The sequence below is a fragment of the Methylomonas sp. LW13 genome, from assembly GCF_016865255.1.
In the GTDB taxonomy this organism is placed as follows: Bacteria; Pseudomonadota; Gammaproteobacteria; order Methylococcales; family Methylomonadaceae; genus Methylomonas.
On sequence record NZ_CP033381.1, the window covers coordinates 4,527,238 to 4,552,078 of the forward strand.

Below are 24,841 nucleotides of genomic sequence, written 5' to 3' on the forward strand. Positions count from 1 at the left end.
CGCATTATCCAGCCCCTCTTCCATTTTTTCATTCCTGCCAAACTCCTTCAACAACAGGCAGTTACCCAACAACAGCTTTAAAGACCGCACGTCTGGCACAAGAATTGATCCAGTTGAGCCAACAAACCTCGGTTAACGAGATTTCCGGCCACTCAATTCAAATGGGTTATTGTCATGAACGTTGATAATTCGATCTTCTCTAGCGCAGTGTTGACTGCCATCGATTCAGCCACTGACTTAATGGAGGCGCTGTGATGGATAACCGAATCAAAGTCCAGCAACATAAATACACTGTTGTTTCACCCATCGTCGCCCAGCGCTGGCTTAGCCAAACACCGGCATGCGAAACCGACAGCGAATGCTGTCAATTGAATCAATCCCGAGCCGAGCTTGCGGCATTGGAACGCGCCCTGGCGATTAGTCAGCAACAGCTGGCCGACGCCCGCCGACAAATCGAGTCGCTGAACGCCACTCGCAAAACCTTGGAACAGCAACTACTGGAAAGTAACGAGAATTACAGGCAAGCGCTGCATTGCGCACATCATGACGAGTTAACCGGCTTACCTAATCGAGTTTTATTGCTGGATAGACTGCAACAGGCCATGGCCCAAGCGGATCGCCAGCAACGGCCGGTCGCCCTATTGTTTATCGATCTGGACGAATTCAAAAACATCAACGACGAACTCGGCCACGCGGCCGGCGACCAATTACTGAAAGAAGTGGCGGAACGCTTGTCGGCTTGTCTGCGCTGCGGCGACACCGCTTGCCGTTACGGCGGCGACGAGTTCTTGGTGTTGTTGGGTGAAGTCGATGCTGATCGCAGCGTGGCGGCGGTGATAGAAAAAATTCAGTCCCAGCTGGCCGAAACTTGCAGCATTAAGGGCAAGCCGGTTGCGATCAGTGCCAGCATAGGCGCGGCCATCTATCACCACGACGGCCAAAGTAGCCTTGACTTGCTGAACCGGGCCGATAGCGCGATGTACCGCGCGAAAAAACTGAAATTATCCCAAACGATCAACTAACCACAGAGCAACAGATTAGCGACGGCTGCTATGCGAGGTTTTATAGCGGCCGACACTATCTAAAATTTCCTGCCGCGCATCTTCAAGGCCACCCCAACCTTCCACACAGACCCATTTGCCTTCCTCCAGGTCTTTGTAATGTTGGAAAAAATGGGTGATCTTGGCCAACTTGTCTGGTTGCAAATCCTTGTAATCGTTGACGTGATTGTAAAACGGCGTCAAGCGCGGCACAGGTACCGCCAACAGCTTGGGATCAGGGCCGGCTTCGTCTATCATTTTCAACACACCTACCGGCCGGCAATTGATCACGCAGCCACTCAGCAACGGTGCCGGCGTGATGATCATTACGTCCACCGGATCGCCGTCTTCGGACAAAGTTTGCGGGATGTACCCGTAATTGCAGGGATATTGCATGGCGGTGCCCATGAAGCGGTCCACTGTCAGAGCGCCGGTATGTTTATCCACCTCGTATTTGACCGGATCGCTGAATGCGGGAATCTCGACCACCACATTTATTTCAAACGGAATGTTGCCACCCGCAGCAACTTGCATGAATGACATCGAATCCTCTTTGAGTACGCTGGAAACGCTGTCATTATAGCCGCCGTTATTCAGCTATCGGGATTAAATCAAGTGTTAGGCAGTCTGCAGAAAATGACCAGCGCGTTGGCCGCGCCAGTGCAATACCGCTTGCCGGTCGGCGAGCAGGCAATCGAATTGAACCCGCTGTTGGGCAAAAAACTCACGCTACGTTACACCGGCCAAATCTTTTGCGTGCATTGCGCAAAAAAAACCAATAAAAGCTTCAATCAAGGCTACTGCTACCCCTGTTTCATCAAGCTGGCGCAATGCGATATGTGCATCATGAAACCGGAAACCTGCCACTACGCCGCCGGCACCTGCCGCGAACCGAGCTGGGGCGAGGAGTTTTGCTTTCAACCGCATATTGTCTATCTAGCCAACTCTTCCGGCATCAAAGTGGGCATCACCCGCCAATCGCAAACCCCAACCCGCTGGATCGATCAAGGCGCGGTGCAAGCCTTACCCATTTTTAAGGTCGTTTCTCGCCATCTGTCGGGTTTGATCGAAGTCACCCTGGCGCAACACGTCAGCGACAAAACCAGCTGGCAGCAAATGTTGAAAAACAACACCGCACCTTTGGACTTAACGACCATTCGCGATGGCTTGCTCACCGAATGTGCCGAGCAGTTGCAAACCATCGCCGCGCAATTTCCCGACAGTCCGCTACAGTTGCTCAGCGATGCCGAACCACTCACCCTGGACTATCCGGTACTGCAATACCCCAGCAAGGTGAAATCGTTTAATTTCGATAAAGAGCCATTAGTGTCCGGCATTTTAGAAGGTATCAAAGGCCAGTATTTGATCTTCGACAACGGCGTGATCAACATCCGCAAATACTCGGGGTACGAAGTGGAGGTGGTGGTTTGATCGGAATAGTCCGGCTGCTGCTAATCTCGCACATTCTTCTGATGCCACGATAATGCAAGGATGGGTTTCGGCTATCGCCTCTACCCATCCTACGGCCCTTTACGGTCCTTATTTTTTGCGCTATCAGTTAATTTGGTGTCACACCATTGATTAGGATCGTACCTATCCGAAACATCTATACCCTTTTCTTGCGCCTGCTGTATCAGCCAATCTAAATTCGACCGTTCAGTCAAAGTTGCGCCAGTATCAGCCTGTTCCGCCAACGAAAACCAGCATTTAGCTTTTCCTATATTCAGTGGATATCCTCGACTACCGTGAGCATATGAATTCATCAAATAAATCTGGGCTTCTTGGACCCCTTTTTTTGCGGCTAACAACATAAATTCGGCTCCTTTATGCTCATCTAAAACTGTTTTCTGGCCGGGAAAGTCAGGCGGCATCAATAAACCACCCATCTTGTATACACAAAACGGTTGCCCATTCTCGGCGGCACGAACAACATAAATTTCGTAATCCGTCATGCTTAGCTGCCAGCGACGAATCACCAAGGCCGCGAGACATTGTGCAGACGAGTCACCTCGGTCTGCTAAATCCCGCAAATGCCGGTAAGCGCCCCACTCCCACGGCGTTAACCAGTGACGCCCGGACATACCGTACTTCACGTCCAACAATTGATAGGCTAAGTCGGCAACTTCAAAGCCTTGTTTAGCCATATTCAGAATCAGCTCCTGCCGCCTTTCGTTCGTATAATGCGGCGGCCAGGAACCTTTCACCGAAAGTTCGTTGAATAACTTCACATCCATACTTTGCTGCTCTGCATCCGCCAGTGGCGGATAATTTCGTGGTGGTTTATAAGGCGGTGCGAAATAGAACCAAGCGACTGCGATCAAGGCGACGGAGCCAAAGGCTAAAAGTAATTTTTTGCTGTTCATGTAACCATTAACCAGTTGACTATTTGCGACCGTACAGTCTCTGTTCGGGAGAATGTCTAAAAAACCCGCATTGCCAGGAAAATCGCTTGATCGTTAAGACTTGGCGCTCAATGCATCAGACCAATGGCACATCGCTCAAAAGCCTCTGCTCAATCACCTGCACCCGCTGCGTGATCCCGCACAGCAAGGTGTAGGGGATGGTTTCCGCGTAACGGGCTATTTCTTCCACCGGCAAGCCGTCGCCCCATAAGGTCACCGGATCGCCGGGTTGCGCATCCGATTGTTCGTTGAGATCAACGGTGATCATGTCCATGGATACCCGGCCGATTAACGGAGCCCGTTGGCCGTTCACCAATACCGGCGCGCCGCTCTTGGTGTGGCGGTGGTAGCCGTCGCCGTAACCGATGGAAATCACGCCCAGCCGAGTTGCGGTTTTGCATTGCCAGGTACCGCTGTAACCGACCGTTTCGCCTGCGGAGACATCCTTGACCGCGATCAGCCGTGAATGCAAACTCATCACCGGCTTTAAACCAAAATCCGCACCGGTTTTACCGGCAAACGGCGAGCAGCCATAGAGCATCAATCCCGGTCTCACCCAATCGCTACTGCGGTCCTGAGCGGTGCCGAAACGGACATTCGGCCAGCCGATAATCCCTGCGGAATTGGCGATGCTGCACGCGCCGGGATAGTCTTTGACCGCGTCGTTGAACAAATCGATTTGCCGGCGGGTTTTATCGTCCAGCAAATCGTCGGCATTGGCAAAATGGGTGATCAGATTGATCGGTTGCTCGACCCGCGCGCAGCCCAACAGTTGCTGGTAAGCATCATTGAAATCGGCGCCTTTAAAGCCCAAGCGATTCATGCCGGTGTCCATTTTCAGCCAGACAGCAAGTTTGCCTTCGGCGTCGGCTTGCTGCTGCAGAATGGCAATTTGCTGCGGGGTATGGATCACCGCCGCCAATTGATACTTCAACAACTGCAACAACTCATCGACGCAGACAAAGCCCTGCAATACGGTGATGGCTTGTTTAAATCCAGCTTGCCGCAGCCTGACGCCCTCGTCCACCCGCGCGACCGCAAAACCATTCGCCGCTTCCAAAGCGGTGGCTACCCGCGTCATGCCGTGGCCGTAGCCGTTGGCTTTGATCACCGCCATGATTTTTTTGTCCGGCGCGTAACGCTTCACTTGGGCCAAGTTGTGCCGCACGGCTTCCAAATCCAGATGCACAAAAGCCGCAGGCGTCATTCGTAATCCTCGGGGCCGTTATAAACGCCGGCAAAGTTTTCGAAACGGGTGTATTGGCCCAGGAAAGTCAACCGCACCGTCCCCAAAGGTCCGTTCCGCTGCTTGCCGATAATCACTTCGGCGATGCCTTTGTCCGGGCTGTCTTCGTGGTAGACCTCATCGCGATAAACGAAGATGATCAAGTCGGCATCCTGCTCAATCGCCCCGGACTCGCGCAAGTCCGACATCACCGGCCGCTTGTTGGGGCGCTGCTCCAGATTCCGATTCAACTGCGACAGCGCGATCACCGGTACATTGAGCTCCTTGGCCAGCGCCTTCAAGCCCCTGGAAATATCGGAAATCTGCTGCACCCGGTTATCGCCGCTTGCAGGCGATTGCATCAACTGCAAATAGTCCAACACGATCAGGCCCAACTGACCGTGTTCGCGGGTCAAACGCCGGGCGCGCGAGCGGACTTCAGTCGGCGTCAAGGCCGGCGTGTCGTCGATGAACATCTTGGTTTCCGCGAGCAGATTGATCGCCGAAGTCAAACGCGGCCAATCGTCGTCGTCCAATTTGCCGGTACGGACTTTATGCTGGTCAATGCGGCCCAGCGACGACATCATCCGCATCGCCAAGGATTCGCCCGGCATCTCCATACTGAACACCGCAACCGGCATGCCGCTTTTCAGCGCCACGTTTTCAGCCATATTCATCGCAATCGTGGTTTTACCCATCGATGGCCGGCCAGCCACGATAATCAAATCGGCGGGCTGCAAACCGGAGGTTTTTTCGTCCAGATCGGTGAAGCCGGTGCTGGCGCCGGTGATGTCGCCATCGAGTTCGTAGAGAGTTTCGATTTTATCCACGGCCTTGGCCAGCAAGGATTTGATCGAGCTAAACCCGCCCTGCCCACGTTGGCGCTGCTCGGCGATTTCGAAGACCTTGCGTTCGGCATTTTCGAGCAAATCGGCAGTTTCCCGGCCCTCAGTGGTAAATGCCGAATCGGAAATCTCGGTACCGACATGAATCAATTGCCGCAAAACCGAACGATCCCGGACGATGTTGGCGTAGGCGACAATATTCGCGGCGCTGGGCGTATCGCGCGCCAGCGTACTTAAATAAGCCAAACCGCCCACATCCTGCAATTCGCCGGTCGTTTCCAGCACCTCGGACAAAGTCACCACGTCGAACGGGTCCTGCTTTTCGGCCAATTGGGCGATGGCACGGAAAATCAATCGATGGTCGCGGCGATAAAAGTCGGTCTCGACCACCTTGTCTGCCACCGAATCCCAGGTTTGGTTATCCAGCATTAAACCGCCCAGCACCGACTGCTCGGCTTGAATGGAATGCGGCGGCACTTTTAGGGATTCGACGGCTTGATCGGGGGTGAAATAGTAGTCTTCGGACATGGCGGAGAAGGGTTGTCAACAATAGCCGCGAATTATACCCGGCTATGCCCATAGCGGCAGCGCCGAGCGCTCTGCCGAATGCCGGTAAATCAAACAAATCAACCCTAAATGTCATCAAGCCACAGAATTAACTCACTAGTTATCGATTGCCTAATTACCTTATATTTCGTACCATAAATTTTGGCACCTATCCTGGCTTATATCGGCTTGTTGCCGGCCATGGCGCTTCGCTCCATCCTCTTTTCTTACAATAATTCTAACTATTCGCCTGCCCTACCCAGCTAACCGACACCATAAACGGGTTGCGGCATATTGTATTTCTTGACTCCCTAAAGGAGGATTCTATGAACGGAATTAAACGCAAAACCCTATCTGCCATCGCATGCCTGTTGGCTTTGCTCGGCTTGTTCAGCCCTGCAGCCCAAGCTGAAACCGGGAATGTGGTGTTATGGAACAAATTGGGCAGTGATGCTGAGATTGCGAATAGCGAAGTGGGGCCTGGAGGCCAAAAAACAGCTGGGCATTTCGCGCCAGGCCCTTTTGCTAATTTTGGTCAGTCTTTTGTGAATGACGTTGGGAACTCAAACGTGTTTGCCTTAACTTTTCCTGCCACATCCGTTGTGTCAAAAAGTAAGGGAACAATAGAATTCTGGGCAAAACTCAGTAATTTCCCAAGTAACTTTTTTGATGCAGTGACTATGATTTTTTACGTGCCTCCACCTAGTTTGCCGGTATTTCATTGGAGAATGGGGTTTGGGTCTAATAACGGCTGTGGTGGCTTCGGCTTTTACGGGACAGTAGGGGTCGCAACTAATAGCTTTTGTAGTGGGCTAGTGGATACTGCAACCCAATCCGGAACATTAGATAGCATTCTTGGTGACCGTTCAGCCTGGCACCATTATGCGATGGTATGGAATGAAACAGGTATTGCGCAATTTGGTGGACGTAAGCTTTATCTTTATCTTGATGGAAACCTTGTTACAACACAGCGCTACCATGATGCCTCACCATGGGGTGCCATACCTGATGGCTCACGCCTTGCTCTCGCCTACTTTTACAATATCTCAGGCGCTAGTGTTGCAATTGACAATTTAATTGTCTGGGACGATGTTAAAACGGACTTTTCTGACCGGTTTATAGAAAACCCAGTGGGTTGTGGAGTAGGTGATCTTCCTGAGTTGTTTGCATCTATCACCGCTAAATCGGGTACTCAAACTGAACGCCAATGGACTATCACCCTGTCAAACAAGAGCGGATGTATCGCCGAAAATACCCAGATCGACGGCTTAACCCTTACACAAACTTCCGGAGCCGCTTGTAACCCAGTCATTACAAGTCCCTTATCCTTTCCGTTAGGCGTCGGCAACATCCAGGCAGGGGCTAAAGTGAGCGGCACCACCACAATCAATTTTAGCGGTTGCCCAAATAGCGCCAGATTTAAAGCTGTCATCCCGTTTAGCAGCAATAACGGCGAAGTAACCGGATCGAAAACCTTAACCAATCAATTCCGCTAGACCTTAATAAGGAGATATTCTGATGATCAAACAACTTATCCTGTTAGCCAGTTTGCTGTGTATTCTTCCCTCTAGCCAAGCAGCGACCTCATTACAATTAGAGCCGACAAACGGCTTAATCGAAGGCGATGCGGGCGATACCGTGGGCTGGGGCTTCCTGCTCACCAACACGCAAAACTACCTCGTGGTGACCGGTGCGGAATTTCAGTCCTCTACCTCCCCAGGTATATTCACGGACTTTATCAGCGCACCCGAAAATTTCTTCGTTGTGGGACCGGGCTTTGGCGCCAGCACCGTCTGGGGGCAGACATTCGATGCCGCCAGCCAAACCGGCGTAGGTAGTTTTAAAATTGCTGACAACGCCGCGCAGGGCACCGTCTTTGGCCAAATTGTACTGACTTACGATTTATTCACCCGCAGCCCGTTTAATCCCTTGTTCGATCCTGACACCGACACGCTATCCAACGGCAATGTATTAACGGCAAATGCCTCGATCAATATCACGACCGTGCCGTTACCTGCAGCCGCATGGCTGTTTGGCGCGGCATTGGCGGGACTGGGATTTATCGGGCAACGCCGCATCTGAGAGGACTCAAAATAAACACCGCCTGCAAAATTGAGGCGGTGTTTTCGCAAAATATTCTCGGCCGCCTCTTTAAGCAAATGAGCGGGCAATTCGCGCTTTGTGATACCGCTTTCAGATCTGTGAGTTGTTCTTATTGCCCAACAGTCGACTCGGATGGGAGGTAATCCATACCGCACCTGAGCGATCCCGCTATCCAAGCACTCCGCCCAAACCGTCCGCCATGACAAAATTGTCATGGCACGAACGGACAATTAAACGACGTTACATACCCGGATAAACTGCTCACCAGATGATTTGCCGCACACATCCTGTTCTGCGTCCAATCACCTCCGATAAATTTCCATTCATTACTTCTGGGTACTTGCTATGAAAACGCTGTTTACTGCTTCCATCCTATTATCTTCGGCCCTATTCACTTCCTCCGCCTTTGCGTCGAATGGGTTTGAACACGAACATGAACACGACAATCAGTCAGAACACGGTAGCTGCGGCAACCAGGCATCTTGCGATTTGGAAAAACTGAGCCTGACGTTATCAGGCGGCAGCAACGGCACGCTAATTTCGAAAGCCGACAACATTAGCAGCAACGATAGCTACACCCTTAACTTCAACTATCAGCTGGACACCACCTTTATCAACAGCGCTCTGCTGAAAATATGGTTGCGTGACGACTCAACATCGGCCGACGACTCCATCATCTTAAATGGCCTGTTAAAAGACAAAAACGAATACGCTCGTATAACATCGATTAACGGCTCCAACGTTTCCACGAGCTGGACCGAAGTCGATGGCTACAAACAATATATCAGCTTGGATGTTAGCGATTTTCTTTCCAAAACCGGCTTCGCTTCATTGACGGCCGTATTGGGCGTGAAGGATTATGGTAGCAAAGATTATTTTTTCAAAGCGGCAGAGCTCTATGTTGAATATTGCCTGGACAACAATGGCGGAAGCGGTCCCATTACCGCGGTCCCGGTGCCGGCAGCAGCTTGGCTGATGGGTTCCGGCTTACTCGGTTTGATAGGTTTTAATACCAGAAAACAACGCCAAGCGTAATCAGCCATTTAGCTCGCTGTCGCTAAAAGCCGGAGGCCTAAAGATGCCTCCGGCTTTTGTGTTTTCGGCTTCGAGCGAATATTTTAAAAGGCCCAGGCCTGGATGTCGCGGACAAGCATAGCCCTTTGGCCGCCGGTTTAATCCATCGAGTAATTGCCTTGCGCCAATTCGTAATAAAAGTCCGCATTCTCGATCAACTTGGCAACCACCTCGCCATCCAAAACCCCTTCCGCCACGCGCTGCCTGAGGTGCTGGATAATGTCAGCCAGTAACATGCCCTCGCGATATGGGCGGGACTGGGCCAAAGCCTGAAAAATATCGGCCACACTGATAACCCTGCACTCCAACTCCAAAGACTTGCCGATGGTCTTGAACGGATATCCTTCGCCACGCAGATTTTCATGGTGCAAACCCGCCCATTGCGGAATTTTGGAGTCGGTAAACACCCGTTGCAAAATTCGGTAAGTATCGTAACTGTGACGCTGCATGCAGGCCCGCTCTTCGGCAGTTAAGCTGCCTGGTTTGTCTATGATGTCCTCGGAAACCCGCAATTTGCCGATGTCGTGCAATAAACCGGCAATTTCCACCTGTTCCAGATCGCAGCCGGTCACACCCAAATCCAATGCCAATTGTCTGGAGATCTGCGCAACCCGTTCAGAATGCTGCTCGGTGTACGGGCTTTTCGCATCCACCACTCGCGAAAACAGCCGCGCCATTTCCCGCAGCGAAGGATAAGTCAAGTCTACCGTCGGCAAATCACGCCCCAATTCGCGTAAATCCTCATCCAGATAATCCGGGTCCATCGCCAGCCAAAACGCCTGACTTTTCGCCAGTTCCGAAAATGCAGCCAACAGCTCAGGCGCAAACAGCGATCCCGAATAACTCAGTAAGCGCTCCACTATTTTGGGCGCGGCCACCAAAATTTGCTCGCTGGCCAAATACGGGGCTTGCAACACGTCAATCCGATCAGCCAGAAACAACAGATTCGCACGCAGCTTTATCCGGGGCACCAGCGGCAATTCAACCAATTGCTCCCAGCGCGTGTGATGATAGCGGATCTCCTCCGCCAGATAGGCCAGCGGCGGGCAGGCTTGCAAGTATTCCGCACCGCGTAAACAATGCGCCTCCGCACCGTCCCACTCCAGCGATTCGGTCAAATGCCTATGCTCGCGAACCTTTGCCACCCCGCAATCGTGCAGCATACCGGCGTATAGAATGCTTAATCTATCAACAGCCGACCAATCGAGCTTGCCGGCAATGTGCCAAGCCATCATCGCGACCCGCTTACCGTGCTTGACTTCGTCGATACCGACTAAATCCAGCGCACAACTCAGGGAGATAATGGAGCGGTGCAAATCGATATGTTGGCTATCCATGAGGCTGAACTCCAGATTGAAGGTGTTAGTACGATGCTATCGCACTTTGAAAGGATCGGCAAAGTATCGGAAACATTCCCACTCACTCACCAAGACCACAAGCAGCAACTGCGCTCATTATTAAATGCCACGCATGACAGCACCATGCCATCCTGCCAAATCTGTCGTAACCTCTGCCCCGGCTGTCAGCAGCTCAGCTGAAAAAGCGCTACCAAATCACATTTAAATAATTGATTGGATTAATCTAAATTAAGTTGGCATTACTAATGCTTAGTTAGAGTGACGCACTATGCAACCCAATGGCTTGCACGCGAATCACTTATCTCTCAGCCACTGACAAAAAGGAATCGACATGAATGCTGTAATGCCGAAAATGCCCTTATCCGGATTAATCCTGATTTTAGCCTTCTTCACTCAAGCCGCCGAGTCGGCAACAGTGATCGATAATTTTGCCACCCGTCAGTCCACTACAAACACAGTCAATGGCCCAGTTAATGTATCCGGATCTGATCTAAGCAATTTGCAACGAACCTTAAATTCCAGCCCCACCCCTAGCGGTACCACCAGAATTTTTGTAGAAGACGGCTTGTTAACGGTCGGTAACAGCAGCAATTCAGCCGGCACCGCTAGTATCTTTTACAACTTCGCTGCGGTCGATTTCACTACTTTCGCTAACGCGATATTGCTGACGACAGAATCTAGCGACGCCAGTTACCAAATTCAAATGATCGCCAACGGTACTTCGCTGCTAAGTTTTCAGAACTTGGCCAGCGTTGCAATCGGTTCACCCAGCACTATTAGATTTGATTTCTCACAATTTTCGAATCCTGCGGCTTTCAAGAACCTAAACAGTCTGGAGCTGAAATTACGAGGCACCCATGCCGCCTGGGACGCTGACTTCAGCCAGTTATCAACGGTCCCGGAACCTTCCGTCACCGCTTTATTGATCATAGGCGCTTTGGGCATTGTCGGCGGCAAACGCCAAAAACTAGTAGCGGTTTAACGCCTGCCGTCAAAATCTTCTGATTTCCAAACTTCAATTCTGCTCACGGATAACTCATATGAATGCTAAACATTTTCACAAAAACCTCGCGCCTTTGCTGCTAAGCCTGGGCTTAGTGCTATCCGGCCAAAGCCAAGCAGGCATACTGACGATTGATAATTTCAGCCATGCTCAAACCGCATTCGACGACGGCAGTAGCGCAGGCTCTACCAGCGATACAGTGTCTGCTCTTACCGGCACGGACCTGAGTAATGCCTCGAGGACCTTTATCGCTCAAGCCTCGGGAACCGCCTCAGCCAACACCACGGAAATCGTTTCCGGCGGCAACCAGCTGATCATATCGAATGATGGCCGTTCGGCCGGTGGCGCTTCCATTCTGTGGAATTTCGATCCGCTCGATTTAACCGCTCACGGCAACGCCATCCTGCTGGAGGTGTTGGCAATCGATCTGGGTGTCAACGTGGAAATGGTAGCCAACGGCAGCTCAAGTTCCGGTATCAAAACGTTTACCAGCAACAATAATTACTTGGTAAGTTTCAGCGACTTTACTAATCCTGCGGTATTTGCCAGCCTGCATAGTTTTCGCTTGAACTTCACCGGCCCGACAAAATGGGATGGACAGTTCAGACTATTAACCACCACAACCCCAGTTCCTGTGCCGACAGCCTTTGGCTTAATGGGTTCGGCATTATTGGGCTTCATCGCCTTGTCCCGCAAAAAATCGCTTTCCTGATTTTAAAAAATCTACAACGCTCACCTCCGCCACTAGCGCGGAGGCGATTTTTTAAGCACCATTCCGCTCGAAAATCACCACACAGCTTAGCCTTCTTTCTATCCGCATAGCCAGGAAAGCAGCGTATCAACATGGACCAATCCTGACCGACAAGGCACAATAGCCCGCTATTTCACCCCTTTCGTCGCTCATGCTTGCACTTCTGGTCCGTTTTTCCATTCGTTATTCCGGCATCGTCGTGGCCCTGGCGCTACTGCTGTTCGTTTACGGCGGTTACCGTCTGGCTAACGCCGGTCTGGATATTTTTCCGGAATTTTCGCCCAAACAAGTCATCATCCAGACCGAAGCCCCCGGCCTGGCTGCCGAGCAAGTGGAAGTGCTGGTGACTCAGCAAATCGAAAAAAGCGTTGGCGGCTTAATTGGGCTGCAAACCTTACGCTCGCAATCGATTCAAGGCCTCTCCATCGTCACCGCCACCTTCAACGAAACTAGCGACGTATACCGCAACCGGCAATTGATCAGCGAACGGCTAGACGGCCTTAGTCAGCAACTGCCGCCTGGCGTGGGAATGCCGATTGCCGTACCCTTATCTTCTTCGTCGGCAACAGTATTGACGATAGGCATCAGTTCGGACAGCAAGACCTTGATGGAACTGCGCGGCTTGGTGGATTGGAGCTTGGTGCCGCGCCTACTGGCGGTGCCGGGCGTGGCGGATGTGAACGTATTCGGCGGCGATATTCAGCAACTACAGGTGCAGTTACAACCGGCGGCCCTGCAACGCTTTAATCTCTCAATAGACGACATTGTCAACGCAGCAGCCGGGGCGGCGGAAATGAACGGCGCCGGTTTCATTGAAAACGCCAACCAGCGCTTTACGTTACAAATCAGCGGCCAGCCGGTCAATCCCGAGCAATTCAAGCAACTGATCGTTAAACGCCAGGACGGCATGAACGTGACCTTGGGCGATGTCGCGCAGATCGGTTATGGCGCCGAGCCGCCCATAGGCGCGGCGCAAATCATGGGTAAACCTGGCATCGTGATGATGGTGATTGGCCAGTACGGCGCCAATACCTTATCGGTGTCGCGGCAGGTCGAGGCCGTATTGGAAGAGTTTCAACCGATTTTCAAGCAGCAGGCCGTGGATTTCTACTCGCATTTATTCCGGCCGGCGGATTACATCGAAACCTCGGTGCATAACCTGTCCGGGCATTTACTGATCGGCGGTCTGTTCGTACTGGTAGTGCTATATGTGTTCTTGTTCAATCTGCGTAGCGCCTTCATCGCCGCTACAGCCATTCCGTTGTCGCTGCTGACCGCCGCGCTGGTACTGCTGGAATCTGGCGTCAATCTGAATATCATGGTGTTGGGCGGGCTGGCGATTGCGCTGGGCGAGGTGGTGGACGACGCCATTATAGACACCGAAAACATCTTTAGGCGCCTGCGCGAAAACCGCGTAAAAATCTTTCCGGATAGCGCGGAAACTGTAATTTATCAGGCTTCGCTGGAAGTTCGCAGTTCGGTGGTTTATGCCAGCTTCATCGTGGCTTTGGTGTTTGTGCCTCTGCTGACGCTGGACGGCGTCAGCGGCCGCTTGTTCGCTCCTCTGGGCGTGTCGTATATCCTGGCGATTTTGATGTCATTGTTGGTGGCGCTAACGCTGACACCGGCTCTATGCCATTTAATGTTTCGCAACAAGCTGCCGGACGATAGCGATCCACCCGTGTTGCGCCGGCTTAAACCACTGTATGCCAAGCAATTGCTCTGGGCTATCAGGCATTTCAAAACCGTGGCGATGCTAGGCGCGCTTGCCTGCTTGATCGGCGTTGCCGCCTTTCTGCGATTGGATCATAAATTCCTGCCGGAGCTACGCGAAGGCCATTTCATCGTCCACACCGCCAGCGTGCCGGGTACTTCGTTGCAAGAATCCATCCGCGTCGGCAGCTTACTCACCGAGCAAATCATGGCGATTAAAGGCGTCGAGTCGGTCTCGCAATGGGCCGGCCGTGCCGAACGCGGCGCCGACACTTACGGCAGCCACTACAGCGAATACGAAGTGCGCTTAAAACCATTATCCGGCCAAGAGCAACAGCGGGTGCTAGACCGCCTACGCGAAGTTTTGGAACAATTCCCCGGCATCAATTACGAAGCCAACACCTTTTTGACCGAACGGGTCGATGAAACTATTTCCGGCTACACCGCGCCGGTGGTCGTCAATATCTACGGTAACGATCTGGCCGAACTGGACCGCAAGGCCCAGCAACTGGCCGCGCTGGTCAAGACACTTCCCGGCGCTGAAGACGTGCAACTGCGCTCGCCGCCCGCCACCGCTTTACTGCAAGTCGAATTGAACTTGGAGCAATTGAAGTTTCGCGGCATCAGCCCCGCCCAAGTGATGACCGCCCTGCAAACCGCTTACGAAGGCCGTATCGTTGGTAAAAATCTGCAAGGCAACCGCATATTCAATGTCGCGGTGGCGCTGGCGCCGGAATGGCGCAGTCAGCCGGACTATCTGGCTCAGTTGCCGTTGAAAAACACTGAAGGCCAGCGGGTGCTACTGGGCGAAGTGGCCGAAATCCGCCACGGCGAAGGCCGCTACAACATCCTGCATCAAGGAGCACAACGCATCCAGACCGTCACCTGCAAGGTCGAAGATCGGGATATGGACGCCTTCATGATCGAATTGAAACAGCGCGTGCAAAACGAGCTCAGCTGGCGCGACGGCAGCTACCCGGAGTTCATCGGTGCGGCGCTGGAACAGGCCAAAGCCCGCGAGACGCTGATCATCCACGCTCTGCTGGCCGGCGCCGGCGTGCTGATTTTTGTGTTCATCGCCTTGGGTAGCCTGCGGCACATGCTGCTGACCTTGCTAAACCTGCCCTTTGCCCTATTGGGCGGCGTCGCGGCGGTAGTCATCACCGACGCCACGCTGTCGGTCGGCTCCTTCGTCGGCTTCATCACCTTGTTCGGCATCACCGTGCGCAACTGCATCATGCTGATCTCGCATTACCGGCATTTGATTGAACTGGAAGGCCAGATCTGGTCGACGGAGACCTTGATTCGCGGCGCCCAGGAACGCCTGCCGGCCATCCTGATGACCGCACTGGTCACCGCGCTGGCCATGCTGCCAATTGCGGTAGGCAGTGATAATCCGGGCCGGGAAATCATGGGGCCAATGGCTGCCATCATCATCGGCGGATTGGCCTCGTCGACCATACTGAACTTACTGCTGTTGCCGGCGATTTTGCAGCGTTATGGCCGGTTTGAGGTAGCGTTTGAGAAACAGGTTTGACGACGACAGACAGGGAGAGACATTGGTCTCGCCCTGTCTGATCAACTAGCGAACCCGCCTCGCCAGTTGAACGATAGCTAAACCTACAACCTAACCGCGCTTGCTTGGCCTCAGAGCCAGCAGTCCGAGCAAACCGCTACCAAACAACCAAGCAGCGGCCGGGAGGGGCACTTGACCAACATCACCCGGTTTATCGGATGCCGCGATCACAAAATTATCCAGCGCTGCATAACCGCCTTGTAACTCATCGATTTGCAATATCACGTTGCCGTTGGTGTTCCCTGTCGCATCAAGCGCTATGATGTGGTTAGTCCAATCGAAAGTGTTCTTAAGTGCCGTTGCGGTTCCAGTCACATCCGCAAAACTTAACAATGTTCCCCCAGTTACGCCTGTACCGCCGCCGGGATTGTCAAAAAGCGAGAAACGAAACACTGGCGCAACGCCTCCCGAAGCTACAAAAGGGCCACCCCATCTATCCAAATCTATCGAGGACACATCCATCTGAAAATTCAGATATTTGTGTGTTCCAATATTAAAGGACAGACCTAAAAGATCGTTCTGGACGCTCGAAAGCATACTGATCGCATAGTTTCCCCCCCGCGCTTGCGGGTCGAGAAACCCGGTCCCCCAAGCCTGTGTGCCGCCAATTCGCAATGTTTCCACGGTAAAGGTTTGAGCGAACTGGAAACCGGCCGGCTGCCCACCATAAAGGGCGTTGATAGGATTAAAAATATTGACATCACCGCTATCGTTCACAAATGCGCCGGCATTGGGATTTTCGAAGTCTTGGGTATAAAGCGTGGTTGCGGCATAACCCTCGGAATAAGGGATACAAGCGAAAAACAGGCCTGACATTAATAGCTTTTTCATTCGTCCTCTTGCTTTCATAATTGCCTCGTTGAGTAAGATTTACTGACAATGTGTTTCAAAGTGATGAGTATTGCTGCCATTTTATGGAACTACCTGACGCTTTTGCGTTGAAACGGAAACAGCAAAACATTCTAACGCAAATCATCAACCGACATCGATCGCCAATTGTCTCCCGCACAGATTAACTGCTAGACGACATGGTCCGCAATTCAACCTTATCAACACTGCATATCATCCATGTGCGGCCGCCGCGATCACCACCTGCCCCAAGGCCAATCCACCGTCGTTCATCGGATAGCGTTGCGGCGATAACACGGTTTTGCCGTGTTGGCGCAATTGCTCGCAGACCGATTCCAGCAACAAGCGGTTTTGAAACACGCCGCCGCTCAAGACAATACAATCTGCGCCGGTTTGACGACTCAATCGATTCAGCACTTCGACCGTCCCGGCAGCCAGGGTATGATGGATACGAGCGGCTATGAGAGCCTTATCGGTGCAGCATGTCAGGTCGTCCAATACCGCTTTCCAGAGGTCTCGCCAACTTAATACCAGAAGGTCGCCGTTCAGTTTCATAGACCAGGTCGCCGGGTAAGCCTGCTCCTCATTAAATACCGGCGTCGCCAACACTTCCATGGCAATCGCCGCTTGGCCTTCGAAATGCACTTGCTCGGGATGTAAGTCCAAAGCAGCGGCATAGGCGTCGAACCAACGCCCGCAGGAACTGCCGAGCGGCGAGTTGAGGTTTTTCGTCAGCATCGTATCCAACGTTGCCAAAGGCTTGCCGACCAACAGCCCCATGAAGTCCAAATCCGCGTAGTCACGCTGTAAAATCGGCCAATCGAAATAATGCCGCAGTTGCGCATAAGTATTCCGCCAGGGTTCGCGCATCGCCTGGGCACCACCGAGTAAGGCAATAGGCTGGAAATATCCAAGCCGCGTGTAACTCCGGTAATCGCCCAATAAAAATTCGCCACCCCATAATTCACCATCCTCACCCATGCCCAAACCATCGAAGATCGCCGCCAATACCGGCGGTGCGTTCAGATCAACACCATGTTCGGCCAGACAAGCCGCCAGATGGGCATGGTGGTGCTGGACGCCGACTAATTCGATGGATTCAGTGGCAGCCAAGGCCTGACCGTATTGGGTCGATAGATAGCCGGTGTGCTTATCGACTGCAATCTTTACCGGCCGAAAGTCGTTAAGCTTTTTGTACAAATCGATGGTGTGCCGGTAATTCAGTTGCACGGCGGCGTTTTCCAGATCGCCGATGTGCTGGCTGACCAGCGCTTGGCCGTTTTTCAGCAAACAAACACTGTTTTTCAACTCGGCGCCCATCGCCAGAATATTGCCGAATTCCGCAAAACCCGGAGGCAATACCAAAACCTCCGGACTATAGCCGCGCGCCCGACGCAGCATGCGCATGTTGCCATCCATCAAACGCACTACCGAATCGTCCAGGCGATTAACGATGTCACGGTCGTGCAGCAGCCAATAATCCGCGATGCCCGCTAATTTTTCCCGCGCCTCGGCGTTAGCTATGCATTGCGGCTCGTCGGAAATATTGCCCGAAGTCAACACGATGGGCGCCTGCAATTCTTGCATCAGCAAGCTATGCAAGGGCGTGTACGGCAGCATGAACCCCAGCTTGTCGTCGCCCGACGCAACGCCGCTCGCTAGATATTCGCCTTGCGCTGGTAACAGCACGATAGGCGCGGCGCGGTCCTCCAAGGCTGACAGTTCCCGAGAATTGATCAGCGCATAACGGCTTACCATCGCTGCATCCCGCGCCATCAACGCAAACGGCTTGGCGTAACGGCGCTTGCGTTGTCTGAGCTTGTCGACAGCCCCGGTATTACTCGCATCGCAAGCGAGGTGAAAACCACCCAGACCTTTGATGGCGAGGATGTAGCCTTGACGAATCAAGTCCGCGGCTTGGTGAATGACATCGTTCATCACGCCTGCGTTCATGATTCCCACGCTCCGCGTGGGAACCCCGTCTTGGACGCTCCGGCGTCCCGGACCGCGCGCCGGTTCCGGCTGCATTCCCACGCCGAGCGAGGGACCGATAGCCGCCTCCAACCAGAGCTGCGGCCCACAAACCGGACAGCAATTGGCCTGAGCATGGAAACGGCGATCGGCCGGGTCATCGTATTCGCGTTGGCATTCCGGGCACATCGCAAATACCGCCATACTGGTGTGGCAGCGGTCGTAAGGTACGCTGTGGACGATGGACAGGCGCGGCCCGCAGTGCGTGCAATTGGTGAACGGGTAGCGGTAGCGGCGGTTGCCGGGATCGGCTATGTCCGCCAAACAATCCGGGCAGGTGGCGGCGTCGGCGGCGATTGCCGTTTCGGCACGGCCGGATTGGCTGGCGACAATACGAAATTCGCTGTCCGCCGCCTCCCCGGCTAAATCAGTGATTTCCAAGGTGTCCAAGCGCGCCAGCGGCGGTAGCTGGTTGGGAATGGCGGCGGCGAAGCGTTCCAGAGCGGCCGCGTCGCCATGCACATGAATCATTACGCCTTCGGCGTCGTTCCACACCGCTCCCACCAAACCAAACTCGCGCGCCAAATGCCAGATCGCCGGCCGAAAGCCCACGCCTTGCACCACGCCGCGCGCGCGGATGGCCTTGCCGGGCATCAGCAGATGCGCGGCAGTTGTTCGCCGACCGGCCAATCGACGATGCGCCGGCCGCCGAACGCGGTGGTCATTTGCACGAAATGGTGCGGGTCAGCGATGGCTTGGCCGATGATGGCGGCATCGCGGCCCAAGGGATGCTGGCGCATCGCCGCCAGCAAGGTCTCGGCGGCAGCGGCGTCGCAAATACAGACCAGTTTGCCTTCGTTGGCGACATACAGCGGGTCGAGGCCGAGGATTTCGCAAGCGGCCTTGACCTCGGCCTTGACCGGAATCGCCGCCTCGTCGATGACCATGCCGACGCCGGATTGGCCGGCCAGTTCGTTCAAGGCCGCCGCCAAACCGCCGCGGGTTGGGTCGCGCAAACAGCGGATCGCCGCCGGTGCCGCAGACACCATCTCGGCCACCAAACCGTGCAACGCCGCCGAGTCGGAGACGATGCTGGTTTCGAATTGCAGGTTCTCGCGGTTAGCCATGATAGCCACGCCGTGGTCGCCGATGCTGCCGCTGAGCAAAATCGCGCAACCGGCCTCGGCGCGGTCGCTGGAAATATTCACCCCGTCCGGCACGATGCCGACGCCAGTAGTGGTAATGAACACCCCGTCGCCCTTGCCGCGCTCCACTACCTTGGTGTCGCCGGTGACAATCGGCGTGCCAGCAGCCTTGGCGGCGGCGGCCATGCTGATGACGATGCGCTCCAGGTCGGCCAGCGGCAAGCCTTCTTCCAAGATGAAGCCGGCGCTCAGGTAAAGCGGTTTGGCGCCGGACATCGCCACGTCGTTGACCGTGCCATGCACCGCCAACGAACCGATGTCGCCGCCCGGAAAAAACAACGGCGAAATCACGTGGCCGTCAGTGCTAATCGCCAATCGACCGGCCGGCACATCAAACAAGGCCTGATCGTTTTGCCGGCGCAACAAGTCGTTATCGAAATGCTTAACGAACAGTTCGGTAATCAATTGCGCCATCGCCCGGCCGCCACCGCCGTGGGTGAGATCGACTTGGCCGGATTTTAGATTGAGTGAATGGGAGTAGGACATGGGTTTGAATTATTGATGTTCTGGCGAATGGATTAGATGTAGGGTACGCACCGCGTACCCTGGGCTACATAAGCTTTAAGGCTGCACGTACTTTTTCCCAAGCTCCTAAATAACCATCAATGAGTAGCTTGCGCTGAATTGTCACGACACCCTTGGAAGAGAAATCCTTACCATGCTTTTCACGATATTTAGCGTTGTACGCTTCATGCTGCGGCAACAGCAATTTGCGAAGTTCTGCACTTGTTATTACAAAATATTCTGGAGACTCGAATTCGTTTTCAGGTAAATGAACTAGGATCCAGATACTTGAATTATCGGCTGGTAACTCGCTACCAAGCACCCATTTGGATTGTGCAGTTGATTTAACTTCCAGTGAAGCAGCTGTGGTCCCGTTAATCCCAATAACATCTGCCTTTTTGGCGTTCCCATAAGTTACTGCTGCCATAATTCCTCGACGGAGCAACTCGCCAGCAACTAGGAATTCTCCAGCTAGACCGATTGTATGTTTATGTAATTGTTTGGACATTGTTAATCTACTAATCCGGTAAATACCCTGCGATGGCTTCACGATGTTTATTTTGGTGGACACCATATCTTTCGTATCGTAGATCAAGATCCCTCTGAATAGACAGCGCAACCTGGGTCGCGCGTCTATCACCAAAATCAGCAAATATTCTTGCCAAGACGACTCGGCACTGCATTGCACTAAAGCTACGATTACATCGCTGGTCGTGGAAGATACATGCCAACCATCTCATGGTCATTTCCGCTGATGTCGCATTCATACCATGTGGATAAGGGCATGTAGCTCCACGTATGTGAGCGTCGTAGCATTCCAGGATATGTTCTTCAGTTATCGGCATATTTCTATTCGTTAATTTAAGGGCCATAGATGTGCTGAGCGAAGCGCATCTTTCGCGGACGGGCAGCATCAAACCGGCTCTGCGTGTAACTTAACACCCAATGCCCGAATAACCTTCAACACCGTGTCGAAGCGCGGTTTTGCACCGGGGGCCAACGCTTTGTACAAACTTTCGCGGCCCAGGCCTGATTCTTTGGCGATCATGGCCATGCCTTTGGCTTTGGCGATATAGCCCAAGGCTCTTATCAGTTCGTCGCTATCGCCTTCTTCCAGCACTTGGTTAAGGTATTCGCTGACTGCTTCGTCGCTATCCAATAGCGTGATCATGTCGAAGGGCAGTAGTTGTTCACTCATGTTTCAAACCTCTTTAGCCAGTTTAATCGCACGTTGAATATCAGACTGTTGGGTAGACTTATCGCCGCCGGCCAACAAAATAATCATCATGCCGTTACGTATTGTGTAATAAACGCGGTAACCCGCACCGAGATCGATGCGCATCTCGCAAACGCCTTCGCCCACCGCTTTGATGTCGCCAAGATTACCGGTCTGCGCCCGGTCAATGCGGCGGTAAATCGCGGTTTTGGAGCGCAGGTCTTTTAAAGACGCCAGCCATTTTGCAAACGATTCCGTTTGCTGCACGACATAATTCATGGGTCAATTGTATCCGTTTAGATACGCGCATTCAACCGCAACTCAAGCACGTTTGAAACATACCCAAAAGGTCCTTCGATGCCCAATGGTGTAAAGGCAATAGATGCTGAGCGACATATAGCCCTGATTTTTTGAGTATAAAAGATCGCTTGCTTAATCACACTATTAAGCACACCATTGACATCCTAAATTAACTGCCGGGAATAACCATGTCGCAAATTAGCGCCAACGATTTAAAAACCAAAGGTGTCGCTGCTATCGAAGCGGCGCTGGCCGAGGCACCGGAAGCAGTGGTGTCGGTGCGCGGCAAGGAGCGTTTTGTGGTGATGGACATCGCCCATTACCACTATTTGCGCGAATGCGAACTGGATGCGGCGCTGGCGCAAACCCGCGCGGATTTGGCGGCCGGCCGCTTCACCCAGGAGTCTCCGGAAGCGCATTTGGCCCGGCTGGACACGCTGTAATGGCGTATGCCTTGGTTTTTACCGAGCAATACAACAAAAAGGCCGCACGCTTTATCAAACGTCATCCGGCACTCCGGCAACCGTATCTAAAAACTTTGCAGCTACTGGAAGCCAATCCGTTTCACCCGTCGCTCCGTTTGCATCCACTGCAAGGCAAGTTGGCTGGACTGCATTCGGTTTCCATCAATTTGTCTTACCGCATTACCCTGGAATTATTGATCGAAGACGGCCGCATCATTCCCATCAATATTGGCAATCACGACGCGGTTTATTAAGCAAGCAGTTTGTTTGGTAAACAGTCGGCAAAGACTTTCCTCCATACCCCGCGACACTGCTTATCCCCACTCCAAAACCCTTAAGCGATTGCCTGGAATTTCCGGCTATGGTAGAAAACCCATGCCGATGCCTAAAATCATCCGCACCAGCGGTTAGGACGCTTGTCCGGACCGTAGTCTAAAAATAATAATTAACACGAGGTAACGTTCATGAAAACAAATCTACTCGCTATATTGACACTGGCAGCTGTTGCCATCACGCCTTCACTGGCCAGCGCCGATGCGGCGGCTACTTGCAAAGGTTGCCATAACGGCTCGGTCGCACCGGCCGTGGATGCCTTGAAAGCTAAATTCAAAACCGCCGACGAGTTGGTTGCTGGCGCCAAAGCGTCGACAAACCCCATGATGAAACCGATGCAGGGCGACGAAGCGAAACTGAAAGCGGCGGCAGCAGAAATCTATAAATAAGCCGCATCACTTAGTCCGCTAAACACGGGCCACCCAAGCGGGCGTTAAATAGCGCCCGCTTTTCCTAACGTTGCCTCACCCGCCCGTAACTCCAATACGCCGCACAAGCCCCTTCCGACGACACCATACACGAGCCCATCGGGTTTTCCGGGGTGCAGACCGTGCCCAGCAATTTACAATCTTGCGGTTTTTTGGCTCCGCGCAGGATGGCCGGACACTCGCAGCCCTTGACGTCGCTAGCTTGGATAGCCGGCATACGGAAGCGCTGTTCGGCGTCGAACTCAGCATATTCGGCTTTTAGTTTCAACGCGCTATGGGGGATCAACCCCAAACCGCGCCATTCAAAGTGCGGCCGTAACTCGAATATCTCGGCCATCAAGGCTTGGGCTTTGACATTGCCGTCGCGGGTCACTGCCCGGCTGTATTCGTTTTCCACTGTATGCTGACCGGCATTGAGTTGGCGGATCAACATCAAGGCCGATTGCATCACGTCCAGCGGCTCGAAACCGGCGATGACGATGGGCTTGGCGTAATCCTGAGCAAAGGCTTCATAGGGTTTGCTGCCGATCACGCTGCTGACGTGCGACGGGCCGAGAAAGGCGTCGATTTGTACCGGCTCCGGCGCATCCAAAATGGCTTGCATCGCGGCCGGCGTCAGCACATGGTTACAAAACACTGAGAAATTAGTCAGTCCTTCGGCCTGTGCCTGTTTAATGGCAACGGCAGTCGGCGGCGTAGTGGTCTCAAAACCAATCGCAAAAAACACCACTTGCCGGTCCGGGTTATCCCGGGCGATTTTCAAGGCGTCTTGGGTGGAATAAACCATGCGAATATCGCCGCCGGCCGCCTTGGCTTTGAGCAGACTTTGTCTGCCGCCGCCCGGCACCCGCATCAGATCGGCATAAGTGCAGAGGATTACGTTGTGCTGTTCGACCAATTGAATCGCGTTGTCGATGCGTCCCGTTGGCAACACACACACCGGGCAACCGGGGCCGTGAATGAACTCGACATTGCTCGGCATTAAATCCTGCACGCCATAACGAAAAATCGCGTGGGTATGGCCGCCGCAAAACTCCATCAGCCGGTAATGGCGGTCCGGATTGACGGTTTGCGCAATGCTGTTAGCCAGTTGCTGGGCCAGATCGTGCTGACGGAATTCGTCGATGTATTTCATGAGGCGGTTAGACCGGCTTCCGCAAACAAGGCCAAAGTTTTCAGGGCCTCGTCCTCGTCGATTTTATTCAGCGCATAACCGACGTGGACCAGCACATAGTCGCCGACTTTCACATCATCGACCAAGGCCAGCGACACTTCCACTTTGACGTTGTCCACTGACGCCGTCGCCATCTGTGTTGAAAAATCAATGTCGGTAATTTGGGCAGGGAGGGCTAGGCACATAAGCTGATTGTTGATGTTGTAGATTAATTCGGCGCTTGCTTTAGCATCACTTTTTGCATGAGGGCTTCAGGTTGAGACCTTATTACCCAATTCTTTCCATCCAATAATCAGGTTTTCGATGCAAATGCGCTACTGCAATTACGATAACTTTTCCTTCATCAAGGCCGTACAAAACACCATACGGAAAACGTTTTATCAGGCAGCGTCTTATCTCATTGCCAATCAAAGTATAGGATTTTGGATACGCGGTAATTGCATCGAACTCGTGTAAAAACTGTAGACCTAGATTATTTTGCTGTATTTCATACCATTCAAAGGCCAGTTCGAGCTCGGCTTGCGCGGCTTCGAGAAATTCAACCTTCATTTATATTTCTGCATAACCGCTTCATAACTGACTGTTTTTAGCTTGCCATCTTTATAGCCTTGCCAACGTTTTTGCGCCTCGTCGCGCCAGACAGCATCGATTTCCGGATTCGGCGCATCCAGATCGGCAAGCAACATCTCTGCTAAACGCAATTTCTCCAATGGCATTAAGTGCCTGATTTGTTGGTAAATTTCTTGGCTAGCCGGCATATC

General features: G+C 53.0%; 26 protein-coding genes. 11 read left to right on the forward strand and 15 right to left on the reverse strand.

The window, feature by feature from the left end; translation table 11 throughout:
* Positions 1-254: 254 nt before the first annotated feature.
* Positions 255-1,022 carry a GGDEF domain-containing protein gene (locus tag JL719_RS20505; RefSeq protein WP_051670463.1) on the forward strand — a complete coding sequence of 256 codons (768 nt, stop codon included), beginning with the start codon at positions 255-257 and terminating at the stop codon, positions 1,020-1,022.
* 15 nt (positions 1,023-1,037) lie between these two features.
* Here JL719_RS20505 and ppa read toward each other — a convergent pair whose 3' ends face one another.
* Positions 1,038-1,583, reverse strand: a complete 546-nt coding sequence (gene ppa, locus JL719_RS20510) for an inorganic diphosphatase (protein ID WP_033159137.1) — start codon at positions 1,581-1,583, stop codon at positions 1,038-1,040.
* A 72-nt stretch (positions 1,584-1,655) separates the two neighbouring features.
* On the opposite strand from ppa, the gene JL719_RS20515 reads away from it, so the two are divergent.
* Positions 1,656-2,471: a DUF2797 domain-containing protein gene (locus JL719_RS20515; protein WP_033159136.1), complete on the forward strand. Its 816-nt coding sequence runs from the start codon at positions 1,656-1,658 to the stop codon at positions 2,469-2,471.
* Between the two features lie 89 nt (positions 2,472-2,560).
* Here JL719_RS20515 and JL719_RS20520 read toward each other — a convergent pair whose 3' ends face one another.
* The 3 genes from JL719_RS20520 to dnaB all read right to left on the reverse strand — a co-directional run bounded on the left by JL719_RS20520 (position 2,561) and on the right by dnaB (position 6,040).
* Entirely contained in the window at positions 2,561-3,403 is an 843-nt protein-coding gene (locus JL719_RS20520) for an SEL1-like repeat protein (protein ID WP_033159135.1), read from the reverse strand.
* Between the two features lie 115 nt (positions 3,404-3,518).
* Entirely contained in the window at positions 3,519-4,649 is a 1,131-nt protein-coding gene (gene alr / locus JL719_RS20525; RefSeq protein WP_033159134.1) for an alanine racemase, read from the reverse strand.
* Positions 4,646-6,040, reverse strand: a complete 1,395-nt coding sequence (gene dnaB / locus JL719_RS20530) for a replicative DNA helicase (protein ID WP_033159133.1) — start codon at positions 6,038-6,040, stop codon at positions 4,646-4,648. The genes alr and dnaB overlap by 4 nt, the downstream gene beginning before the upstream one ends.
* 344 nt (positions 6,041-6,384) lie before the next feature.
* On the opposite strand from dnaB, the gene JL719_RS20535 reads away from it, so the two are divergent.
* From JL719_RS20535 to JL719_RS20545, 3 genes are all read left to right on the forward strand, one after another.
* Positions 6,385-7,554: a LamG-like jellyroll fold domain-containing protein gene (locus tag JL719_RS20535; protein WP_033159132.1), complete on the forward strand. Its 1,170-nt coding sequence runs from the start codon at positions 6,385-6,387 to the stop codon at positions 7,552-7,554.
* Between the two features lie 22 nt (positions 7,555-7,576).
* Entirely contained in the window at positions 7,577-8,140 is a 564-nt protein-coding gene (locus JL719_RS20540; protein WP_033159131.1) for a VPLPA-CTERM sorting domain-containing protein, read from the forward strand.
* Between the two features lie 366 nt (positions 8,141-8,506).
* Positions 8,507-9,196 (forward strand): VPLPA-CTERM sorting domain-containing protein, encoded by a 690-nt coding sequence (locus JL719_RS20545; protein ID WP_033159130.1) that lies wholly within the window; start codon positions 8,507-8,509, stop codon positions 9,194-9,196.
* Positions 9,197-9,333: 137 nt separating this feature from the next.
* On the opposite strand, the gene JL719_RS20550 is transcribed toward JL719_RS20545, so the two are convergent.
* Entirely contained in the window at positions 9,334-10,572 is a 1,239-nt protein-coding gene (locus tag JL719_RS20550) for an HD-GYP domain-containing protein (protein ID WP_033159129.1), read from the reverse strand.
* Positions 10,573-10,924: 352 nt separating this feature from the next.
* Here JL719_RS20550 and JL719_RS20555 point away from each other — a divergent pair, with 352 nt between their 5' ends.
* From JL719_RS20555 to JL719_RS20565, 3 genes are all read left to right on the forward strand, one after another.
* Positions 10,925-11,575 (forward strand): PEP-CTERM sorting domain-containing protein, encoded by a 651-nt coding sequence (locus JL719_RS20555; protein WP_033159128.1) that lies wholly within the window; start codon positions 10,925-10,927, stop codon positions 11,573-11,575.
* A 58-nt stretch (positions 11,576-11,633) separates the two neighbouring features.
* The gene (locus tag JL719_RS20560) at positions 11,634-12,308 is read left to right on the forward strand and encodes a hypothetical protein (RefSeq protein ID WP_033159127.1); all 675 of its coding nucleotides are present in this window, start codon (positions 11,634-11,636) and stop codon (positions 12,306-12,308) included.
* A 190-nt stretch (positions 12,309-12,498) separates the two neighbouring features.
* Positions 12,499-15,597, forward strand: a complete 3,099-nt coding sequence (locus JL719_RS20565; protein WP_033159126.1) for an efflux RND transporter permease subunit — start codon at positions 12,499-12,501, stop codon at positions 15,595-15,597.
* Between the two features lie 90 nt (positions 15,598-15,687).
* Here the strand turns inward: JL719_RS20565 and JL719_RS20570 are convergent, their stop codons facing one another.
* The 6 genes from JL719_RS20570 to JL719_RS20595 form a co-directional block, all read right to left on the reverse strand.
* Positions 15,688-16,467, reverse strand: a complete 780-nt coding sequence (locus JL719_RS20570; protein ID WP_033159125.1) for a hypothetical protein — start codon at positions 16,465-16,467, stop codon at positions 15,688-15,690.
* Between the two features lie 231 nt (positions 16,468-16,698).
* Entirely contained in the window at positions 16,699-19,110 is a 2,412-nt protein-coding gene (gene hypF, locus JL719_RS20575) for a carbamoyltransferase HypF (RefSeq protein ID WP_033159124.1), read from the reverse strand.
* The gene (gene hypE / locus JL719_RS20580; protein ID WP_033159123.1) at positions 19,110-20,147 is read right to left on the reverse strand and encodes a hydrogenase expression/formation protein HypE; all 1,038 of its coding nucleotides are present in this window, start codon (positions 20,145-20,147) and stop codon (positions 19,110-19,112) included. Before hypE ends, hypF begins: the two co-directional genes overlap by 1 nt.
* Positions 20,148-20,211: 64 nt before the next feature.
* Positions 20,212-20,673 (reverse strand): hypothetical protein, encoded by a 462-nt coding sequence (locus tag JL719_RS20585; protein WP_033159173.1) that lies wholly within the window; start codon positions 20,671-20,673, stop codon positions 20,212-20,214.
* 405 nt (positions 20,674-21,078) lie between these two features.
* The gene (locus tag JL719_RS20590) at positions 21,079-21,363 is read right to left on the reverse strand and encodes an addiction module antidote protein (protein WP_033159122.1); all 285 of its coding nucleotides are present in this window, start codon (positions 21,361-21,363) and stop codon (positions 21,079-21,081) included.
* A gap of 3 nt (positions 21,364-21,366) precedes the next feature.
* Positions 21,367-21,660 (reverse strand): type II toxin-antitoxin system RelE/ParE family toxin, encoded by a 294-nt coding sequence (locus tag JL719_RS20595; RefSeq protein ID WP_033159121.1) that lies wholly within the window; start codon positions 21,658-21,660, stop codon positions 21,367-21,369.
* A gap of 209 nt (positions 21,661-21,869) precedes the next feature.
* Here JL719_RS20595 and JL719_RS20600 point away from each other — a divergent pair, with 209 nt between their 5' ends.
* The 3 genes from JL719_RS20600 (at position 21,870) to JL719_RS20610 (ending at position 22,867) form a co-directional block, all read left to right on the forward strand.
* Complete coding sequence (locus JL719_RS20600; protein WP_033159120.1) at positions 21,870-22,124, forward strand: prevent-host-death protein; 255 nt, start codon at positions 21,870-21,872, stop codon at positions 22,122-22,124.
* Positions 22,124-22,399: a type II toxin-antitoxin system RelE/ParE family toxin gene (locus JL719_RS20605; protein ID WP_033159119.1), complete on the forward strand. Its 276-nt coding sequence runs from the start codon at positions 22,124-22,126 to the stop codon at positions 22,397-22,399. Before JL719_RS20600 ends, JL719_RS20605 begins: the two co-directional genes overlap by 1 nt.
* 210 nt (positions 22,400-22,609) lie before the next feature.
* Positions 22,610-22,867, forward strand: a complete 258-nt coding sequence (locus JL719_RS20610; protein WP_033159118.1) for a hypothetical protein — start codon at positions 22,610-22,612, stop codon at positions 22,865-22,867.
* A gap of 64 nt (positions 22,868-22,931) precedes the next feature.
* On the opposite strand, the gene hypD is transcribed toward JL719_RS20610, so the two are convergent.
* From hypD to JL719_RS20630, 4 genes are all read right to left on the reverse strand, one after another.
* Entirely contained in the window at positions 22,932-24,041 is a 1,110-nt protein-coding gene (hypD, locus tag JL719_RS20615; protein WP_033159117.1) for a hydrogenase formation protein HypD, read from the reverse strand.
* Entirely contained in the window at positions 24,038-24,265 is a 228-nt protein-coding gene (locus JL719_RS20620; RefSeq protein ID WP_033159116.1) for a HypC/HybG/HupF family hydrogenase formation chaperone, read from the reverse strand. The genes hypD and JL719_RS20620 overlap by 4 nt, the downstream gene beginning before the upstream one ends.
* An 82-nt stretch (positions 24,266-24,347) precedes the next feature.
* On the reverse strand, positions 24,348-24,629 hold the full coding sequence (locus JL719_RS20625; protein WP_033159115.1) for a type II toxin-antitoxin system RelE/ParE family toxin: 282 nt from the start codon (positions 24,627-24,629) through the stop codon (positions 24,348-24,350).
* Positions 24,626-24,838, reverse strand: coding sequence for an addiction module protein (locus JL719_RS20630; RefSeq protein ID WP_033159114.1), 213 nt, complete (start codon positions 24,836-24,838; stop codon positions 24,626-24,628). The genes JL719_RS20625 and JL719_RS20630 overlap by 4 nt, the downstream gene beginning before the upstream one ends.
* Positions 24,839-24,841: the final 3 nt, after the last annotated feature.

What these genes read in the sequence shown, in the direction of transcription:
- JL719_RS20585 (WP_033159173.1), bottom strand. Translation starts at nt 20,673, where the DNA reads ATGTCCAAACAATTACATAAACATACAATCGGTCTAGCTGGAGAATTC.
- JL719_RS20620 (WP_033159116.1), bottom strand. Translation starts at nt 24,265, where the DNA reads ATGTGCCTAGCCCTCCCTGCCCAAATTACCGACATTGATTTTTCAACA.
- JL719_RS20550 (WP_033159129.1), bottom strand. Translation starts at nt 10,572, where the DNA reads ATGGATAGCCAACATATCGATTTGCACCGCTCCATTATCTCCCTGAGT.
- JL719_RS20610 (WP_033159118.1), top strand. Translation starts at nt 22,610, where the DNA reads ATGAAAACAAATCTACTCGCTATATTGACACTGGCAGCTGTTGCCATC.
- JL719_RS20520 (WP_033159135.1), bottom strand. Translation starts at nt 3,403, where the DNA reads ATGAACAGCAAAAAATTACTTTTAGCCTTTGGCTCCGTCGCCTTGATC.
- JL719_RS20545 (WP_033159130.1), top strand. Translation starts at nt 8,507, where the DNA reads ATGAAAACGCTGTTTACTGCTTCCATCCTATTATCTTCGGCCCTATTC.
- JL719_RS20555 (WP_033159128.1), top strand. Translation starts at nt 10,925, where the DNA reads ATGAATGCTGTAATGCCGAAAATGCCCTTATCCGGATTAATCCTGATT.
- JL719_RS20565 (WP_033159126.1), top strand. Translation starts at nt 12,499, where the DNA reads ATGCTTGCACTTCTGGTCCGTTTTTCCATTCGTTATTCCGGCATCGTC.
- JL719_RS20535 (WP_033159132.1), top strand. Translation starts at nt 6,385, where the DNA reads ATGAACGGAATTAAACGCAAAACCCTATCTGCCATCGCATGCCTGTTG.
- JL719_RS20600 (WP_033159120.1), top strand. Translation starts at nt 21,870, where the DNA reads ATGTCGCAAATTAGCGCCAACGATTTAAAAACCAAAGGTGTCGCTGCT.
- dnaB (WP_033159133.1), bottom strand. Translation starts at nt 6,040, where the DNA reads ATGTCCGAAGACTACTATTTCACCCCCGATCAAGCCGTCGAATCCCTA.
- JL719_RS20630 (WP_033159114.1), bottom strand. Translation starts at nt 24,838, where the DNA reads ATGCCGGCTAGCCAAGAAATTTACCAACAAATCAGGCACTTAATGCCA.
- JL719_RS20590 (WP_033159122.1), bottom strand. Translation starts at nt 21,363, where the DNA reads ATGAGTGAACAACTACTGCCCTTCGACATGATCACGCTATTGGATAGC.
- hypD (WP_033159117.1), bottom strand. Translation starts at nt 24,041, where the DNA reads ATGAAATACATCGACGAATTCCGTCAGCACGATCTGGCCCAGCAACTG.
- JL719_RS20570 (WP_033159125.1), bottom strand. Translation starts at nt 16,467, where the DNA reads ATGAAAAAGCTATTAATGTCAGGCCTGTTTTTCGCTTGTATCCCTTAT.
- JL719_RS20505 (WP_051670463.1), top strand. Translation starts at nt 255, where the DNA reads ATGGATAACCGAATCAAAGTCCAGCAACATAAATACACTGTTGTTTCA.
- JL719_RS20625 (WP_033159115.1), bottom strand. Translation starts at nt 24,629, where the DNA reads ATGAAGGTTGAATTTCTCGAAGCCGCGCAAGCCGAGCTCGAACTGGCC.
- hypE (WP_033159123.1), bottom strand. Translation starts at nt 20,147, where the DNA reads ATGTCCTACTCCCATTCACTCAATCTAAAATCCGGCCAAGTCGATCTC.
- JL719_RS20560 (WP_033159127.1), top strand. Translation starts at nt 11,634, where the DNA reads ATGAATGCTAAACATTTTCACAAAAACCTCGCGCCTTTGCTGCTAAGC.
- hypF (WP_033159124.1), bottom strand. Translation starts at nt 19,110, where the DNA reads ATGCCCGGCAAGGCCATCCGCGCGCGCGGCGTGGTGCAAGGCGTGGGC.
- ppa (WP_033159137.1), bottom strand. Translation starts at nt 1,583, where the DNA reads ATGTCATTCATGCAAGTTGCTGCGGGTGGCAACATTCCGTTTGAAATA.
- JL719_RS20595 (WP_033159121.1), bottom strand. Translation starts at nt 21,660, where the DNA reads ATGAATTATGTCGTGCAGCAAACGGAATCGTTTGCAAAATGGCTGGCG.
- JL719_RS20605 (WP_033159119.1), top strand. Translation starts at nt 22,124, where the DNA reads ATGGCGTATGCCTTGGTTTTTACCGAGCAATACAACAAAAAGGCCGCA.
- JL719_RS20540 (WP_033159131.1), top strand. Translation starts at nt 7,577, where the DNA reads ATGATCAAACAACTTATCCTGTTAGCCAGTTTGCTGTGTATTCTTCCC.
- alr (WP_033159134.1), bottom strand. Translation starts at nt 4,649, where the DNA reads ATGACGCCTGCGGCTTTTGTGCATCTGGATTTGGAAGCCGTGCGGCAC.